16 protein-coding genes are annotated in these 14,742 nt (G+C 62.2%); 5 read left to right on the forward strand and 11 right to left on the reverse strand.

Annotated features, from left to right (window positions below):
* The first annotated feature begins 161 nt into the window (after positions 1-161).
* Positions 162-878 (forward strand): alpha/beta hydrolase, encoded by a 717-nt coding sequence (locus AC3WJW_RS27670; RefSeq protein ID WP_493728201.1) that lies wholly within the window; start codon positions 162-164, stop codon positions 876-878.
* 3 nt (positions 879-881) lie between these two features.
* Here AC3WJW_RS27670 and AC3WJW_RS27675 read toward each other — a convergent pair whose 3' ends face one another.
* From AC3WJW_RS27675 to AC3WJW_RS27685, 3 genes are all read right to left on the reverse strand, one after another.
* A complete protein-coding gene (locus AC3WJW_RS27675) occupies positions 882-1,448 on the reverse strand; it encodes a DcrB/PsbP domain-containing protein (protein WP_493728202.1) in 567 nt (188 codons plus the stop codon).
* 323 nt (positions 1,449-1,771) lie between these two features.
* Entirely contained in the window at positions 1,772-2,689 is a 918-nt protein-coding gene (yddG, locus tag AC3WJW_RS27680; RefSeq protein ID WP_493728203.1) for an aromatic amino acid exporter YddG, read from the reverse strand.
* Between the two features lie 58 nt (positions 2,690-2,747).
* On the reverse strand, positions 2,748-3,542 hold the full coding sequence (locus AC3WJW_RS27685; protein ID WP_493728251.1) for a hypothetical protein: 795 nt from the start codon (positions 3,540-3,542) through the stop codon (positions 2,748-2,750).
* A gap of 168 nt (positions 3,543-3,710) precedes the next feature.
* On the opposite strand from AC3WJW_RS27685, the gene AC3WJW_RS27690 reads away from it, so the two are divergent.
* Complete coding sequence (locus AC3WJW_RS27690; RefSeq protein WP_493728204.1) at positions 3,711-4,241, forward strand: chalcone isomerase family protein; 531 nt, start codon at positions 3,711-3,713, stop codon at positions 4,239-4,241.
* 275 nt (positions 4,242-4,516) lie between these two features.
* On the opposite strand, the gene AC3WJW_RS27695 is transcribed toward AC3WJW_RS27690, so the two are convergent.
* From AC3WJW_RS27695 to AC3WJW_RS27705, 3 genes are read right to left on the reverse strand one after another with little or no spacing between them, the layout of a single operon-like run.
* Positions 4,517-5,698 (reverse strand): acetyl-CoA C-acetyltransferase, encoded by a 1,182-nt coding sequence (locus AC3WJW_RS27695; RefSeq protein WP_493728205.1) that lies wholly within the window; start codon positions 5,696-5,698, stop codon positions 4,517-4,519.
* An 11-nt stretch (positions 5,699-5,709) separates the two neighbouring features.
* Positions 5,710-6,375 carry a CoA transferase subunit B gene (locus AC3WJW_RS27700; protein WP_007975748.1) on the reverse strand — a complete coding sequence of 222 codons (666 nt, stop codon included), beginning with the start codon at positions 6,373-6,375 and terminating at the stop codon, positions 5,710-5,712.
* Between the two features lie 36 nt (positions 6,376-6,411).
* Positions 6,412-7,110, reverse strand: a complete 699-nt coding sequence (locus AC3WJW_RS27705; RefSeq protein ID WP_007975747.1) for a CoA transferase subunit A — start codon at positions 7,108-7,110, stop codon at positions 6,412-6,414.
* Positions 7,111-7,339: 229 nt separating this feature from the next.
* Between AC3WJW_RS27705 and AC3WJW_RS27710 the strand changes: the two genes are divergently transcribed.
* The gene (locus AC3WJW_RS27710) at positions 7,340-8,239 is read left to right on the forward strand and encodes a LysR family transcriptional regulator (RefSeq protein ID WP_493728206.1); all 900 of its coding nucleotides are present in this window, start codon (positions 7,340-7,342) and stop codon (positions 8,237-8,239) included.
* Positions 8,240-8,355: 116 nt separating this feature from the next.
* Here the strand turns inward: AC3WJW_RS27710 and AC3WJW_RS27715 are convergent, their stop codons facing one another.
* Together AC3WJW_RS27715 and AC3WJW_RS27720 are read right to left on the reverse strand one after the other, a co-directional pair.
* Positions 8,356-9,198: an NAD-dependent protein deacetylase gene (locus tag AC3WJW_RS27715; protein WP_493728207.1), complete on the reverse strand. Its 843-nt coding sequence runs from the start codon at positions 9,196-9,198 to the stop codon at positions 8,356-8,358.
* A 133-nt stretch (positions 9,199-9,331) separates the two neighbouring features.
* Positions 9,332-10,378, reverse strand: a complete 1,047-nt coding sequence (locus AC3WJW_RS27720; RefSeq protein WP_493728208.1) for a class I SAM-dependent methyltransferase — start codon at positions 10,376-10,378, stop codon at positions 9,332-9,334.
* Between the two features lie 434 nt (positions 10,379-10,812).
* Between AC3WJW_RS27720 and AC3WJW_RS27725 the strand changes: the two genes are divergently transcribed.
* Both AC3WJW_RS27725 and AC3WJW_RS27730 read left to right on the forward strand, forming a co-directional pair.
* Positions 10,813-11,655: an HvfB family MNIO-type RiPP peptide maturase gene (locus tag AC3WJW_RS27725; RefSeq protein ID WP_493728209.1), complete on the forward strand. Its 843-nt coding sequence runs from the start codon at positions 10,813-10,815 to the stop codon at positions 11,653-11,655.
* Complete coding sequence (locus tag AC3WJW_RS27730; protein WP_493728210.1) at positions 11,648-12,406, forward strand: HvfC family RiPP maturation protein; 759 nt, start codon at positions 11,648-11,650, stop codon at positions 12,404-12,406. Before AC3WJW_RS27725 ends, AC3WJW_RS27730 begins: the two co-directional genes overlap by 8 nt.
* A 524-nt stretch (positions 12,407-12,930) precedes the next feature.
* On the opposite strand, the gene AC3WJW_RS27735 is transcribed toward AC3WJW_RS27730, so the two are convergent.
* The 3 genes from AC3WJW_RS27735 to AC3WJW_RS27745 form a co-directional block, all read right to left on the reverse strand.
* A complete protein-coding gene (locus AC3WJW_RS27735; RefSeq protein ID WP_493728211.1) occupies positions 12,931-13,494 on the reverse strand; it encodes an NUDIX hydrolase in 564 nt (187 codons plus the stop codon).
* Between the two features lies 1 nt (position 13,495).
* Positions 13,496-14,248, reverse strand: coding sequence for a GntR family transcriptional regulator (locus AC3WJW_RS27740; protein ID WP_007978695.1), 753 nt, complete (start codon positions 14,246-14,248; stop codon positions 13,496-13,498).
* Between the two features lie 88 nt (positions 14,249-14,336).
* Positions 14,337-14,726, reverse strand: coding sequence for a carboxymuconolactone decarboxylase family protein (locus AC3WJW_RS27745; RefSeq protein WP_104447626.1), 390 nt, complete (start codon positions 14,724-14,726; stop codon positions 14,337-14,339).
* Positions 14,727-14,742 lie beyond the last annotated feature (16 nt).

Raw genomic sequence — 14,742 nt, forward strand, 5'->3', positions numbered from 1 at the left:
GCTGGCGTTGCGCATGACTCGTACGTTGCGCGCCTAAGCACCACCACCCTTGTGGGAGCGAGCCTGCTCGCGAAGGCGGCATCAGCCACACCCGAGATGTTCCTGCCAACCGACCAGTGTTAGGCTCTTGCGCGAATCCTGCATTCCGTGAAGGAAGACCCATGTTGAAGATTCTCGCGCTGCTCACGCTGTTGGCATCCACTGCCGTCCACGCCCAAACCCCGCTGCAAACCGACCTGCCACTCAAGTACCTGGCGCAGGCCACCCCCGATTCGAACCATCAGCCTCTGGTGATTTTCCTTCACGGTTACGGCAGTAACGAGCAGGACCTGTTCGGCATCAAGGACGACTTGCCCGCGCCCTATACCTACCTGTCGGTGCGGGCACCTTTGGTGATGGAGGCGGGCAGCTATCAGTGGTTCCGCAAGAAGGGCGAAGGGGCCTACAACGGTGAGACCGATGATCTGAAGTCCAGTGGCCAGGTGCTGCTGGACTTCATCGCACAGGCCGCGAAGAAATATCACACCGAGCCCGAGAAGGTGTTCCTGGTGGGGTTCAGCCAGGGCGCGATCATGTCTTACGAAGTGGGCTTGCGGCACCCCGAAGCGCTCGGCGGGATCGCGGCGTTGAGCGGGCGGATACTGCCGGTGCTCAAGGCCGAGCTCAAACCGGATGAAAAGCGCCAGTCGCTGGCGATTTTCATTGGTCATGGCGAGCAGGACAAACGCCTTCCCTACAGCGACGGTACCGAGGCCAACAGCCTGTTGCAGAGCGTGTCACTCGAACCCGAGTTTCACGGCTACCCCGGTGTCGGCCACAACATCAGTGCCGAAGAGATCCAGGACCTGAGCGCCTGGTTGCAGCGTCTTAACCCCTGAGCCTTATTTTCCGCTGACGATCTGTTTGATCAGGGTTTCATGGGCCGCCATGTCGCCAGGGCGGGAAATCACCTGGATCACCGCCATGCGGGTACCGGAGGCGGCCATCAGCGTGGTGGTGAGGGTCATGCCACCGCCTTGCGTGGCAGTGCCGTCGATCTGGCGCAGGCCCAGCCCGGACTTCTGGGTCAGGGTTTTCTCGCTGAGCTTGTTGTAGTCGGGCAGGGACTTGTGTTGCGCCGCCTCGAAGTCGGCCACGGTGCCGTCGAGGAACCCGCCATCGTTGTCCTTGACGCTGATGCCGTTGGGCAGGGTGTTTTCAGCGGCGATCACCACGGTCTTGGTGGTCGCATTGCTGTACAGGGTGCCACTGGCACCGTCCGGGCTGGCCGGCAGCGGGTTGGCGCTGAAACCCTTGGGCAGGTTGAAGGTGAATTTGCTGCCGAGCATCGAGACTTTCTGCGCTGGCGCATCGCCGGAAGTGGCCTTGGCGGCCTGCGCATTCAAAGCCCCCAGGCCGGTAGCGGCTGCCAACAGCAGGACAAGGGCTTTTTTACTCAACAAAGACATCGGAATCTCCAGGGATGGGCGCGCGGTGGGGCGCGATCATCCCACGGAGGTTGTGCTGCATTCCAGCGTGCCCTAACGAGCGGTCATGTGAGCACTTGTGGCGAGGGGGCTTGCCCCCGTTGGGTTGCGTAGCGACCCCAGAGTCTCGGCAACTTTCGAAAATTTTGGGAGCGCTTCGCACTCCAACGGGGGCAAGCCCCCTCGCCACATTGATCACTTATTTCATCACCCTTGAAGGCTGGAGCTGGCCTCAGTCGGTCAGGGGTTGGAACTGAGGCTGATGTTGAAGCAAACCCGTTCGATTGACGTACGGGGTCGTTGTGCTACTCGTGCGAAACCATCGAACGGGTTGCGGTTGCTTTTTCGGGCGCCTGTGCGGTGGCAATCACCGCGCCAGCGATGATCAGCAGCGCCGGCACGATCAGGATCGGGGTGGCATGGCCATGGCCGACGACGATCAGCAGCAGGGTCGAGATCAAGGGCGCCAGATAGGACAGCGCCCCCAACGTCGCCAGGTTGCCGTGTTTGGTGGCGTGGTCCCAGGCAAAGAACGCCAGACCGGCCGGCCCCAGGCCGAGGACGACTATCGCCGCCCATTGATTGAAGTCAGGCCATACGGTGGTTTCGAAGGCCAGGTGGCAGACCAGTCCGGCAGCGGCCGACATGCCGCAGATTCCACCGATGATGCTGCTGGGCACTGCGCTGAAACGACGGTTGAACACCGAGTAGCCGGCCCAGATCAGCGCGCAGCCGAGTGCCGCCAGGTACCCGGCGACGGGCATGGTCGCCGCCGTGTGGGTGGCGCGTTGCTGCATGATGAACGCCGTGCCGGCCAGGCCCAGCACCGCACCGAGTACCTGGCGCTTGTGCAGTTTTTCTCCGGCGGCGAAGGCCGAGAGCAGCACCAGCATTAACGGCCACAGGTAATTGATCAGGCTGGCTTCGGCGGCAGGCGCGACCTTGAGCGCGAAGAAGTACAGCGCGTGATAAACGAAAATCCCGACGAAACCGGTGGCCCAGACAGCCCAGGGCTGGCGCCAGCTGCTGAACCCGTTCATGCCGTGGCGGCCGAGGGTGATCAGGCTGGCGGCAAACGCCACGCCGAAACTCAAGGTCAGCAGTTCAAAGGGCGGGATGCCTTCGGTGAGGGTGGTCAACAACGCCAGGCAGGACCAGAGGAAGATCGCAATCACGCCCACGGCGGTCGCCGATCGGGCAGTGCGCAAGCGAGATGCAGTCATGTCTGTTCCTTCAGCGCGTAGAGGCGGGCAACATCCTGGCCCGATGACATCATGCAGCTTAGCGCTTGATGGCCGTTCCTCCAGTGTCCGTCGTCGGACCGACCGGCCGCGCCAGCAAGCGTTTGGTCACCCCCAGCATGGCCACCGACACCGCAACGCCCAGGACAAAGGCGTTCATCCCCATCGACGGCAGGGCCAGGGCCAATACCAGGCAAAACGCGGCGAACGAATACATGCCGGTGGCGGTGGCGCGCAGCAACGCGGCGGTAAAGGCCGGGCCACGGGTTTGCTGGGAGAACACCGCCATCACGCTGCCCAATACCGGGAACACCGCCAGCAGACCGCTCCAGCGGTCGCCGACCGTGCTGGCCAGCAGCGTCACGACCAGGGTGAGCAATGCACCGGCCACCATGCGCAGCACAAGCTTGTCGGATTTCGGCCCCGGGCCACTGAGCACCGGTTGCACGGCGGGGAACAGATAAGGCGCGGCGAGCAGCGCGGTCGCGGCGGCGCACAACGAAAACACCAGGGATCCCGGGATCAGCGACAGGACAACCGCCACCAACGCCCAGACCGACAGCGAGATCAGCAGCGCCAGTGGCCATCCAGCCCGTTGTGCGACCCGGGCGTAGGTCACGCAAAACGCAATCATCGCGAACATGGCCGACAGCGCCGCCGTGGCCGATTGCGCAGCGAACGCCTGGCCTTGCTCAAGGGCAAGGAACAACAGGATCGGGCCGACCACCACCGGCAACCCCGAAAACCAACCGGCCACACTCGGTCCCCAGCGTTTGCCAGCCAGGGAAATCAGCAGCAGGAAGCCTGGAATCACCAGAAGTTTGAGGATCAACACGCGCACGTCTCCGACCTGTGTGAGGTGGCAACGGTAACATTGCAGCGGGTAGATTGCTTTATGCGTATGCGGATTTTGTATACAAAAATAGAGCCTTTCGGAAATTCTAAGGAGGGCTCTTTTGTGCAGACGTTTTATCAACGCATCCCACGAGGAGGCCAGCTCACCTTGAAACGCCAACGATCACCCTTGCGCCATGGTCTGTGGCTGCTTGTCTTGCTGAGCTGGCAGGCCCTGGCCAATTGGCAGGATGCGTTGCCCGGTGCGCAACTGCTCGGCAGTGGCGAGTTTCGCAAGTACGGCTTCGATGTCTACAGCGCGCGGCTCTGGAGTACCTCGCGGCCTTTGGCGAGCGATCAGCCGTTCGCCCTGGAGCTGATCTACCAGCGCAGCATTTCCCGTGATGATCTGGTGAGCGCCAGCGTCAGGGAAATCAAGCGACTGGCCGGTACCGCTGTCAGTGACGGGCAACTGGCGTCCTGGCAGGCGCAGATGCAGCAGTCGTTCGTCGATGTGCAGGCCGGTACGCGGCTGACCGGCGTCTATCTGCCGGGGCAGGGCGCACGGTTTTTTCTTGGCCAGCAGTTGCTGCGTGATGTGAAGGACCTGCAATTCGCCCAGGCATTTTTTGCCATCTGGCTCGATCCGCGCACCAGCAACCCCGAGCTGCGCCAGCAGTTGCTGGGCATGGCTCCGTAGACTTTGCTTTGTGGTCATCAGTGGGGCGGACAGTGGGTTGATTCTGCAGTTCTTGGGGTGACTCGTCGGGCCCCTTCGCGAGCAGGCTCGCTCCCACAGGGGATTCGTGTTCACTGAACATTTACTGTGGGAGCGAGCCTGCTCGCGAAGAACGATAACGCGGTCCAACTGAAAAAACGCAGGCAAAAAAGAACCCGGTGCGACTTGCATCGCACCGGGTGTTTGTCCAGACGGCAACGGATCTTCGTGGGTCCCCGCGCCGTCTGTTGAACGCTTTAAGCCCGTTCGAGCGCCAGGGCCACGCCCTGACCGCCACCGATGCACAAGGTGGCGAGGCCTTTTTTGGCATCACGCTTGAGCATTTCATGCAGCAGGGTCACCAGCACGCGGCAACCCGAAGCACCGATCGGGTGGCCCAGGGCGATGGCGCCGCCGTTGACGTTGACCTTGTTCAAGTCCCATTCCAGGTCCTTGGCCACCGCCAGCGATTGCGCGGCGAAGGCTTCGTTGGCTTCGATCAGGTCCAACTGGTCGATGTTCCAGCCGGCCTTGTCCAGGCAACGACGGGTGGCCGACACCGGGCCGATGCCCATGATCGCCGGGTCAACGCCCGCGTTGGCGTAGGCCGCGATTTTTGCCAGTACCGGCAGGCCCAGGGCCTTGGCCTTTTCGGCGCTCATCAGGATCACGGCGGCGGCACCGTCGTTCAGCGACGAAGCGTTGCCGGCGGTCACCGAACCGTCCTTCTTGAAGGCCGCCTTGAGTTTGCCCAGGGATTCGGCAGTGGTGCCGGCCCGTGGCTGCTCGTCGGTGGCGAAGGACAGCGGATCGCCCTTGCGCTGCGGGATCAGGATCGGGGTGATTTCATCGACGAAGCGCCCGGCTTCGATGGCGGCGATGGCTTTGTGCTGCGAGGCGGCGGCGAACGCGTCCTGCTGCTCGCGAGTCAGGCTGTACTTCTCGGCCAGGTTCTCGGCGGTGATGCCCATGTGGTAGTCGTTGAACGCGTCCCACAGGCCATCGCTGATCATGGTGTCGACGATCTGTGCATGGCCCATGCGCAGGCCGGTGCGCGCGCCGGGCATGACGTAGTTGGCCAGGCTCATGTTTTCCTGGCCGCCGGCGATGATCACCTCGGCATCGCCGCAGCGAATCGCCTGGGCACCCAGGTGCAGGGCCTTGAGGCCCGAACCGCAGACCTTGTTCAGGGTCATGGCCGGAACGGCGAAGGGCAGGCCGGCCTTGATCGCGGCCTGGCGCGCAGGGTTCTGCCCGGCGCCGGCGGTCAGCACCTGGCCCATGATCACTTCATCGACTTCGGCCGGGTCCAGGCCGGTCTGCGCCAGCAACTGGCGGATCACCGCAGCGCCCAGGTCAACGGCAGAAACATTGGCCAGGGAACCCTGGAAACTGCCGATCGCGGTGCGCGTGGCGGCAACAATGACGACTTCTTGCATGGAATGATTCCTCACTGGGCAGCGAACTGCATTTCCGGAACGTGGTCCGGGACGATCAGTTTACCAGCGGTCTTGGCGACGATTTCCTCGACACTGACGCCAGGTGCGCGTTCCTTGAGGACAAATGCGCCATTTTCGATTTCCAGGTAGGCCAGGTCGGTCAGCACGCGCTTGATGCAACCGGCGCCGGTCAGCGGCAGGCTGCATTGGGACAGCAGCTTCGACTCACCGTCCTTGGAGGCGTGGGTCATGATGACGATGATGTTGTCTGCGCCGGCCACCAGGTCCATCGCGCCGCCCATGCCCTTGACCAGCTTGCCGGGGATCATCCACGAGGCGATGTTGCCTTGCACGTCCACTTCGAAGGCGCCCAGCACGGTCAGGTCGACATGGCCTCCGCGGATCATCGCGAAGGACTCGGCCGAGGAGAAGATCGAAGCGCCGATGCGCGCGGTCACCGTTTGTTTACCGGCGTTGATCATGTCGGCATCGATGGTTTCTTCAGTAGGAAACGGACCCATGCCCAGCAGGCCGTTTTCCGACTGCAGCATGACTTCCATGCCTTCGGGGATGTAGTTGGCGACCAGGGTCGGAATGCCGATGCCCAGGTTCACGTAGAAGCCGTCCTGCATTTCGCGGGCGACGCGTTGAGCCATTTGTTCGCGGGAAAGTGCCATTGTCGTTATTCCTTCATTCGGTCCGGGGGCAGGGGATCACTTACGCACGGTGCGCTGTTCGATGCGCTTCTCGAACGTGCCGCAGATGATCCGGTCGACGTAGATGCCTGGGGTGTGGATCTGCGCCGGGTCCAGCTCGCCGGGTTCGACGATTTCTTCGACTTCGACCACGGTGATCTTGCCGGCAGTGGCCGCCAGCGGGTTGAAGTTCTGGGCGGTGTGGCGATAGATCACGTTACCGAAATGGTCGGCTTTCCAGCCTTTGACGATGGCGAAGTCGCCGGTGATGGACTCTTCCATCAGGTACTTGCGGCCATGGAATTCGCGCACTTCCTTGCCTTCGGCAACCGGAGTGCCAACGCCGGTGGCGGTGAAAAAGGCCGGAATGCCGGCGCCGCCCGCGCGCATTTTCTCGGCGAGGGTGCCTTGCGGGGTCAGGATGACTTCGATTTCGCCCTTGAGCAGTTGCTCTTCGAACAGCTTGTTTTCGCCGACGTAGGACGCCACCACTTTGCTGATCTGGCGGTCGGTCAGCAGTACGCCGAGGCCGAAACCGTCGACGCCGCAGTTGTTGGAAACCACGGTGAGGTCGCGAGTGCCCTTGCGCTTGATCTCGGCGATCAGGTTTTCCGGGATCCCGCACAGGCCGAAGCCGCCAGCGATCACGGTCATGCCGTCTTCAAGACCTGCCAGAGCTTCCTCGTAGGAACTCACGCGCTTGTCGAAACCTGCCATATGCACCTCTTTTATTCTTTGTGGGCGGCTGGCTAGCCGAATGGGAAGGAGTGTCTCGCCGAAGTATTCATTTGTTAAGTTGATTTTTAAGGTTGATTAATAGATAAAACTCAACAATGTGTAGGGGCTGCCGAAGGCTGCGATCTTTTGATCCTGTTTTTGGGTGCAAGATCAAAATCAAAAGATCGCAGCCTTCGGCAGCTCCTACAAGACCCTGGAGAGACCGAGTATGACCGTCAAGCAGATCCGTGCCTTTCTGGCCGTGGCCCAGAGCCTGAGCTTTGCCGTGGCCTGTGAACGCCTGCACCTGTCGCAATCGGCCCTGAGCCTGACCATCAAGGCGCTGGAGGAGGGCCTCGGCGGGCGCCTGTTCACCCGCAACACACGCAACGTGGCGCTCACCGCCGAAGGCGAATCCCTGGTGCCGCTGGCGCGCCGGTTGATCGCCGACTGGGACAACGTCGAGGACGAGCTGCGTCAACGCTTCACCCTGCAGCGCGGTCGCGTGACCCTGGCAGCCATGCCATCGTTCGCCGGCAACCTGCTGCCGCCGATCCTCAAGACCTTCCGCGCCCGTTATCCGAACGTCAACGTGACGGTCAATGACGTGATCAACGAGCAGGTGCTGGAAATGGTCCGTGACCGCCAGGTGGAACTGGGGGTGGCGTTCGAGCCGACCCAGAGTTCGCCGCTGCAATTCACGCCGTTGTACATCGATCGATTCGTCGCGGTGGTGCCCCTGGACTCGGCACTGGCCGAACTCGATGACATCGATTGGCAGACCCTGCTCAAGGAGCCGTTCATTACCTTGCAGCGACCCTCCACCGTGCGGGTCATGCTTGAAGAGCACCTGCAGGCCCGCGGCATGAAGCTGTCGGTGGAGTTTGAAAGCCATCAATTGGCAACGGTCGGGCGCATGGTCGCCAGCGGCCTGGGCGTGAGCGCGGTGCCGGCCTTGTGTGCCGGGCAGATGCGTGAGCTGGGCGCGCGCTGCATCACCTTGCGCGATCCGGTGGTGGAGCGGGCGCTTGGCGTATTGACGTTGCCGGGAGGCGAACTGTCGGCGGCGGCGCAGGCGCTGTTTGATGTACTGAAAGAAGAAAACCTGGGGCAACGGCTGTCTCTCTGAAACCCTACGTCATCCCTGTAGGAGCTGCCGCAGGCTGCGATCTTTTGATCTTGTTTTTAAGAAGCAACGTCAAAAGATCGCAGCCTGCGGCAGCTCCTACAGGGGGTGGTGTTTGGTCAGTTGTTGAGGCGTTGGGCCAATAGGGGTAAGAGCTGCTCGCATGACCCTTCGATCTTCATATCCAGAATGTCGTCCGCCCGGGTCTTGCCCAGGTTGATCGCGATCAACGGCTTGCCTTGGTCCACCACCGCCCGGCACAAGCGAAACGCCGAATAGGCCATCAACGAAGACCCGATCACCAACAACCCGGCAGCCTGTTCAACGGCCGCCATCGCCCTGGTCGCCGTGGCCTGCGCGACGTTTTCACCAAAAAACACCACATCCGGCTTCATCCGTTCCCCGGTGCAATGCGGGCAATGCGGGACCTGGAAACGTGCCTCGAAGGCCGGGTCGAGCAGGGTGTCGCCGTCCGGCGCCTGCACCGCGTCGACGCCGGCCAGGTACGGGTTGCGGGTTTCCATCAAGCGCTGGATCGAATCGCGCTCGCAGAGCCTCCTGCAATCGAGGCACAACACCCGGTGCAAACTGCCGTGGAGTTCGATCACGTCATGGCTGCCGGCCTGGTCGTGCAGGGTGTCGACGTTCTGGGTGATCAACCCGCTGATCTGTCGCGTGCCCTGCAGCCGGGCCAGGGTGTCGTGGGCCACGTTCGGCCGCGCCAGGCGCACCCGTGGCCAGCCGACCATCGCCCGCGCCCAATAGCGTCGCCGGGACTCCGGGGCGGAGAGAAACTCCTGGTACATCATCGGCTGCCGGCCCCGCCGCACGCCTTGGTTGTCGCGGTAATCGGGGATGCCCGACGGTGTGCTGATGCCGGCACCGGTCAGCACTGCAAACGGCGCGTCGGCCATGCGTTGATGGAGGCGGTCGAGTTGTTCGTGGATCAGGCTGTCGAGCATGTTCGGCACTCCGGGGGCGCAGATTGGCATGGCCTTTTGTAGGAGCTGCCGCAGGCTGCGATCTCTTGATCTTGTTTTTCAAGAGCAAAGTCAAAAGATCGCAGCCTTCGGCAGCTCCTACAACCCTCGGGGGTTATTTACGTGCCTCCAGAATCAGGTTGAACGGTGTTTCCGTGGCCCGACGGAAACGGCTGAACCCGGCCTCGCTGAACACCTTGCGCAACCGCGCTTCACCGGCCTGGGCGCCGAGGCCGAGGCCGACTTCCTGGGACAGCGAGTTCGGCGTGCAAATGAAGGTCGAGGCGGCGTAGAACAGGCGTCCGACCGGGTTGACGTTGTCGTCGAGCAAGTCATTGGCGTAGGGCTCGACCAGCAGCACGGTGCCGTCGTCTTTCAGCGATTCATAAGCATGTCTGGCCGCGCCCACCGGGTCGCCCATGTCGTGCAGGCAGTCGAAGTAGCAGACCAGGTCATAGTCGCTGCCGGGGTAGCTTTTCGCCGTGCCCTGGAAGAACCGGGCCCGACTGGACACACCGCCTTCTTCGGCCCTTTGAGTGGCGACGGTGACGGATGGCGCGTGATAGTCGAAGCCGACGAAGCGCGAATCCGGAAATGCCTGGGCCATGATCACCGTCGAGGCGCCGTGACCGCAGCCGATGTCCGCCACTTTGGCCCCGGCTTCCAGTTTGGCCACCACGCCGTCGAGGGCCGGCAACCATTCGGCAATCAAATGGGCTTTGTAGCCGGGGCGGAAGAAACGTTCGGTGCCGCTGAACATGCACGGGTGATGCTCGCCCCAGGGCAGGGCACCGTTGCCGCGCATGGCGTTGACCAGCTTGTCCTTGTCGTGGAAAAACGACGCGACCACGCCTATGCCCCCGGCGATGTAGACCGGAGAGTCTTCGATGGCCAGGGCCAGGGCTTGCTCCTCCGGAAGGCGGAACTGGCCGTCGCGGTGTTCCATGTAGCCGGAGGCGGCGTGGGCGCTGAGCCATTCGCGCAGCAGTCGGGTATTGCAGCCGGTTTTCTCGGCGAGGATTTCGGGGGTGATGGGCTGGCTGTCGGCCATCGCCCGGTACAGACCGAGCTCTTCGCCGAGGATGACGTTGGCGAGCATCGCCGCGCCGCCCATGTCATTCACCAGTTTGCCCATGAAGTCGTTGAGTCTGGCCTCGTCCATCACGTGTGCTCCTTTGGCAGGATCACGGTCCAGAGGCATTGTCTGGCGAGGCATGCGCCGCTGGGCGGTGGTCGTGGGGGTGTGCAGGGCACCAAGCGGGTCCTGCGTGCAGTAAGTTTAGTTCGGGCCTTGTACCGCGCGGCCTGGCGCGACGAAAGCAACATGTTCCTGACCGACACTGGACCCTGTGGGAGCGGGCCTGCTCGCGAACGCGGTGGCTCAGGCAAAGGCTTTTCGCCTGTAAAAACGCTTTCGCGAGCAGGCTCGCTCCCACAGGAGGGCGTGATGTATCTCACTGTATCCAACCTGTCTTTCGATACAGTCCCGCGCAACTTCAGGGCCCAGCCGAACACAGTCCCGATACACCCCTTCGATTAACTGTGCCTCAAGGCGGGCACCGGCCCGCGCCCTTGGACACAGGCGAGATCGATACCATGCAGACATCCATTCCCCCCGTAGCCAAGGCCAGCGCAGGGCTTGGCCTGCGTCGCGGTTTACTCAAAGACCTTCAGGCCGCACCGGCAGGCAACTTTGACTTTCTGGAAGTCGCGCCGGAAAACTGGATCGGCATCGGCGGCGCCCATGGCGCGGCGCTGCGGGCACTGGCCGAGCGTTATCCGTTGTCCTGTCACGGACTGTCCCTGTCCCTGGGTGGGCCGTCGCCGCTGGACGTCGGTTTTCTGCAGGAAGTCCGGGGTTTTCTCGATCACTACAACGTGCCGCTGTACAGCGAGCACCTGAGTTACTGCAGCGATGACGGTCACCTGTACGACCTGTTGCCGCTGCCGTTCACCGAAGAAGCGGTGCACCACGTCGCCGCGCGTATCCGCCAGGCCCAGGACATCCTCGGTCGGCGCCTGGCGGTGGAAAACGTCTCTTACTACGCCGCTCCCCGACAGGACATGGACGAGGTGACGTTCACCAATGCCGTGCTGCGTGAGGCCGATTGCGACCTGTTGCTGGACGTCAACAACGTGTACGTCAACTCGATCAACCACGGTTTCGATCCCCAGGCGTTTCTCGCCGGCATCGACCCGGGACGGGTGGTGGCCATGCATATCGCCGGGCATTTCGATGAGTCCGATACCTTGAAAATCGATACCCATGGCGCTTCGGTGAAACCGGCTGTGTGGTCGTTGCTGGCCCAGGCCTACGCCCGGTTCGGTGCGCAACCGACCTTGCTGGAGCGCGATTTCAATTTTCCGGCATTTGCCGAACTGGTGGCGGAATTGCAGACCATTCGCCGCCTGCAGCAGGAGGGCATGAACCGTGGATAAGTCGAGTCTTGTGCAGCAACAAACCACCATGGGCCTGTACCTGCGCGACCCTGAGCACAACGCGCCACCCACCGAAATGGACCCGGCGCGAGCACAGGTTTACCGCGATCTGGTGTTCGCCAACTTGTCTTCGCTGCTCAGTGGCACCTTTCCGGTGTTGGTGAAGATTCTCGGGGATGAGGATTGGCGTTCGCTGGTGCGGATTTTTCTGCGGGACTATCGCGCCCGCACGCCGAAATTCGGTGAAATCGCTCAGGAGTTTGTCGAGTTTCTTGCCACTGAACCTCAGGCGTTGGCCGATGGGCCGTGGCCGCCGTTCATGGTGGAGCTGGCGCATTACGAGTGGGTGGAAATGGCGCTGCAACAGTCCGACGCAGAGCCTGTGGCTGCCGGTGATGCGGCGTTGCTGCTGGATCGGGCCTTGCAGGTGTCGCCGCTGGCCTGGCCGTTGGCGTATGCCTGGCCGGTGCAACGGGTGGGGCCGGATTATCAGCCGGACGTCTTGCCGGTTCAGCCGACGTTGTTGCTCGTGCGTCGCGCCGAGGACTGGGGTGTGAAGTTTTCCGAGCTGAGTCCGTTGGCGTGGCGGTTGTTGCAGCGCATTGACGAGTTTCCCGAGTTGACCGGGCGTGAGCAGTTGCAGGGGGTGGCGGTGGAGGCGGGGGCGGTGGGGGCTTCGGGGTTGCTGGAGGGTGGGTTGGTGTTGTTGCGGCAGCTACATGGGGAGGGGGTTGTGGGGGTTGTCGATTGAGTACATATCCATTTGCTGGGTAACGACGACTTATGGTTTCGCCCTTACGTCCGGCCCCTCGCCAAGGCTCGGGGTTCCTTCGCTCCGGTATTCATCCGGGGGCGGGTGGATCAAGATCAAGAGCGGCAGGCGAGCTAACGCTCGGCCTGTAGGCGCTGCCGAAGGCTGCGATCTTTTGATCTTGATCTTTTGCTCTGTCGACATCGTCAAAAATCAAAATCAAAAGATCGCAGCCTGCGGCAGCTCCTACAGGGAAACACTCTCCCATCAGAACCAGCTCGGCCGGTATGGATGGCCGATGGCGGCGGGCAGCGAGCTTGCTCCGGGCGGCGTTCCGACGAAAAACCTGAGAGCACCGCGGGGTGTCAGGCTCCCCGCATCATCGTTGACCTCCATCGCGAGCAAGCTCGCTCCTACAGGCCGGGCGGCGTTCCGTTTTTCCAAGTAACCCGCCGTAACGGAGGAACTATTAGTAGTAGCCGTTACCGCAAAAACGGATATGCACACGGAAAAAACCACGACTGTCAGCGAATAAAGTGAATCTTCCCGCTGTCATCATTGCCCATGTAAATGCCATAAACCCCGGCCTGCCGCTCCTCGATATAACGCTCGAGAATCTGCCGGATCGCCGGGTAATAGATGCTGTCCCAAGGAATCTCCTCAGGCGCGAAGAACCTGTAGTCGAGGGTTTCCGGCCCGTATTGCCCGGTGATCTCCAGCGCGGTGGCGCGGAAGATGATGTACACCTCGCTGATCTGCGGCACGCTGAATATCGAGTAGGGCGAGACGATTTCCGCACGCACGCCACTTTCTTCCCAGACCTCGCGCAAGGCCGCCTGTTCGGTGGTCTCGCCGCTTTCCATGAAGCCCGCAGGCAGGGTCCAGGTGCCGGGGCGCGGCGGGATGGCGCGCTGGCACAGGAGGTACTTGCCGTCCTGCTCGATGATGCAGCCGGCGATGATTTTCGGATTGATGTAGTGGATGTAGCCGCAACCGCGGCACATCAGGCGCTCGTGCGTATCGCCCGGCGGCAGCTGCTGACCGAGATCAGCGCTGCCGCACTTGGGGCAAAAGCTCGGGCTGAACATCTCAGCGACCTATGCGCGGTTCTTTCAGCGCGATGGGCAGGGTGATCGCCGGGACGTCGCCGGTTTCTTCCTGCTTGCGCTTGAGGTAGTCCAGGGCCACGGCCGCGGCCGCGCGCACGTGGTCGACGCAAGCCTGGTGGGCGGCCAGTGGATCGCCGCCCTTGATCGCCTCGACCATGCGTTCCATTTCCTGGTTGCTGGCGCCGCGACGGTTTTCCTGGGACACCGAGGTCGCGCGCAGGTAGCTGATGCGTGCCTGCAACTGGCGCAGCTGAGTGGCCGCGACATGGTTGCCCGAGCCTTCGAGCAGCACGTCGTAGAAGCCCTGCACCGAGTCGATGACCTGTTGCAGCTCGCCGTCCTTGAGCGCCTTGCGGTTTTCCTCTAGGGCTTTTTCCAGGGCCTTGATGTCCTTGGCCTTGGCGCGCAGGGTGAACAGTTGCACGATCAGCCCTTCGAGTACGCAGCGCAGTTCGTAGATGTCCACGGCATCGGCCAGGGTAATGATCGCGACACGCGGGCCCTTGGCATCGGCGAATTCCACCAGGCCTTCGGATTCCAGGTGACGCAAGGCTTCGCGCACGGAAGTACGACTGACGCCCAGGCGATCGCACAGATCGCGTTCGACCAGACGGTCTCCCGGCAGGAGCTGGAAGTTCATGATGGCGCTTCGCAGTTTATCCAGCACGATTTCGCGCAGGGTGACGGGGTTGCGATTGACCTTGAAGCTGTCGTCGAGTGGCAGGCGTTTCATGGGGTCCGCTCTGATTGTGGCTGTCCATGCAAAAAGAGCACTTCGATTACGGGAATCCCTGTGCTCGGTCGGATCAAACAGCCAAGGGTTAACTGGAGGCCTCGGCATCGGCTTCGGCGAAGGCTTCACGGGCGAGCCGGAAACTGTCTACGGCAGCGGGGACACCGCAATAAATGCCGACCTGAAGCAATATTTCGCGTATTTGCTCACGACTCAGGCCGTTACGCAAGGCGCCGCGCACATGCAGCTTGAGTTCATGGGGCCGGTTGAGGGCCGAGATCATCGCCAGGTTAATCATGCTGCGTTCCTTGAGGGACAAACCCTCACGGCCCCAGACATGACCCCAGCAGTACTCGGTGACCATCTCCTGCAAGGGGCGGGTGAAGTCGTCGGCGTTCTCGATGGAGCGCTTGACGTAGGCTTCGCCCAACACCTGGGTGCGGATCTTCAGGCCTTTTTCGTATTTTTCGTTGTTCATTTGCGTAGCTCCCGCG

It is taken from the genome of Pseudomonas sp. GW821-FHT07G06 (genome assembly GCF_058986625.1).

Coding starts and splice junctions, on each gene's coding strand:
- yddG (WP_493728203.1), bottom strand. CDS start 2,689: ATGACTGCATCTCGCTTGCGCACTGCCCGATCGGCGACCGCCGTGGGC.
- AC3WJW_RS27700 (WP_007975748.1), bottom strand. CDS start 6,375: ATGGCACTTTCCCGCGAACAAATGGCTCAACGCGTCGCCCGCGAAATG.
- AC3WJW_RS27740 (WP_007978695.1), bottom strand. CDS start 14,248: ATGAAACGCCTGCCACTCGACGACAGCTTCAAGGTCAATCGCAACCCC.
- AC3WJW_RS27710 (WP_493728206.1), top strand. CDS start 7,340: ATGACCGTCAAGCAGATCCGTGCCTTTCTGGCCGTGGCCCAGAGCCTG.
- AC3WJW_RS27675 (WP_493728202.1), bottom strand. CDS start 1,448: ATGTCTTTGTTGAGTAAAAAAGCCCTTGTCCTGCTGTTGGCAGCCGCT.
- AC3WJW_RS27715 (WP_493728207.1), bottom strand. CDS start 9,198: ATGCTCGACAGCCTGATCCACGAACAACTCGACCGCCTCCATCAACGC.
- AC3WJW_RS27695 (WP_493728205.1), bottom strand. CDS start 5,698: ATGCAAGAAGTCGTCATTGTTGCCGCCACGCGCACCGCGATCGGCAGT.
- AC3WJW_RS27670 (WP_493728201.1), top strand. CDS start 162: ATGTTGAAGATTCTCGCGCTGCTCACGCTGTTGGCATCCACTGCCGTC.
- AC3WJW_RS27705 (WP_007975747.1), bottom strand. CDS start 7,110: ATGGCAGGTTTCGACAAGCGCGTGAGTTCCTACGAGGAAGCTCTGGCA.
- AC3WJW_RS27735 (WP_493728211.1), bottom strand. CDS start 13,494: ATGTTCAGCCCGAGCTTTTGCCCCAAGTGCGGCAGCGCTGATCTCGGT.
- AC3WJW_RS27745 (WP_104447626.1), bottom strand. CDS start 14,726: ATGAACAACGAAAAATACGAAAAAGGCCTGAAGATCCGCACCCAGGTG.
- AC3WJW_RS27720 (WP_493728208.1), bottom strand. CDS start 10,378: ATGGACGAGGCCAGACTCAACGACTTCATGGGCAAACTGGTGAATGAC.
- AC3WJW_RS27725 (WP_493728209.1), top strand. CDS start 10,813: ATGCAGACATCCATTCCCCCCGTAGCCAAGGCCAGCGCAGGGCTTGGC.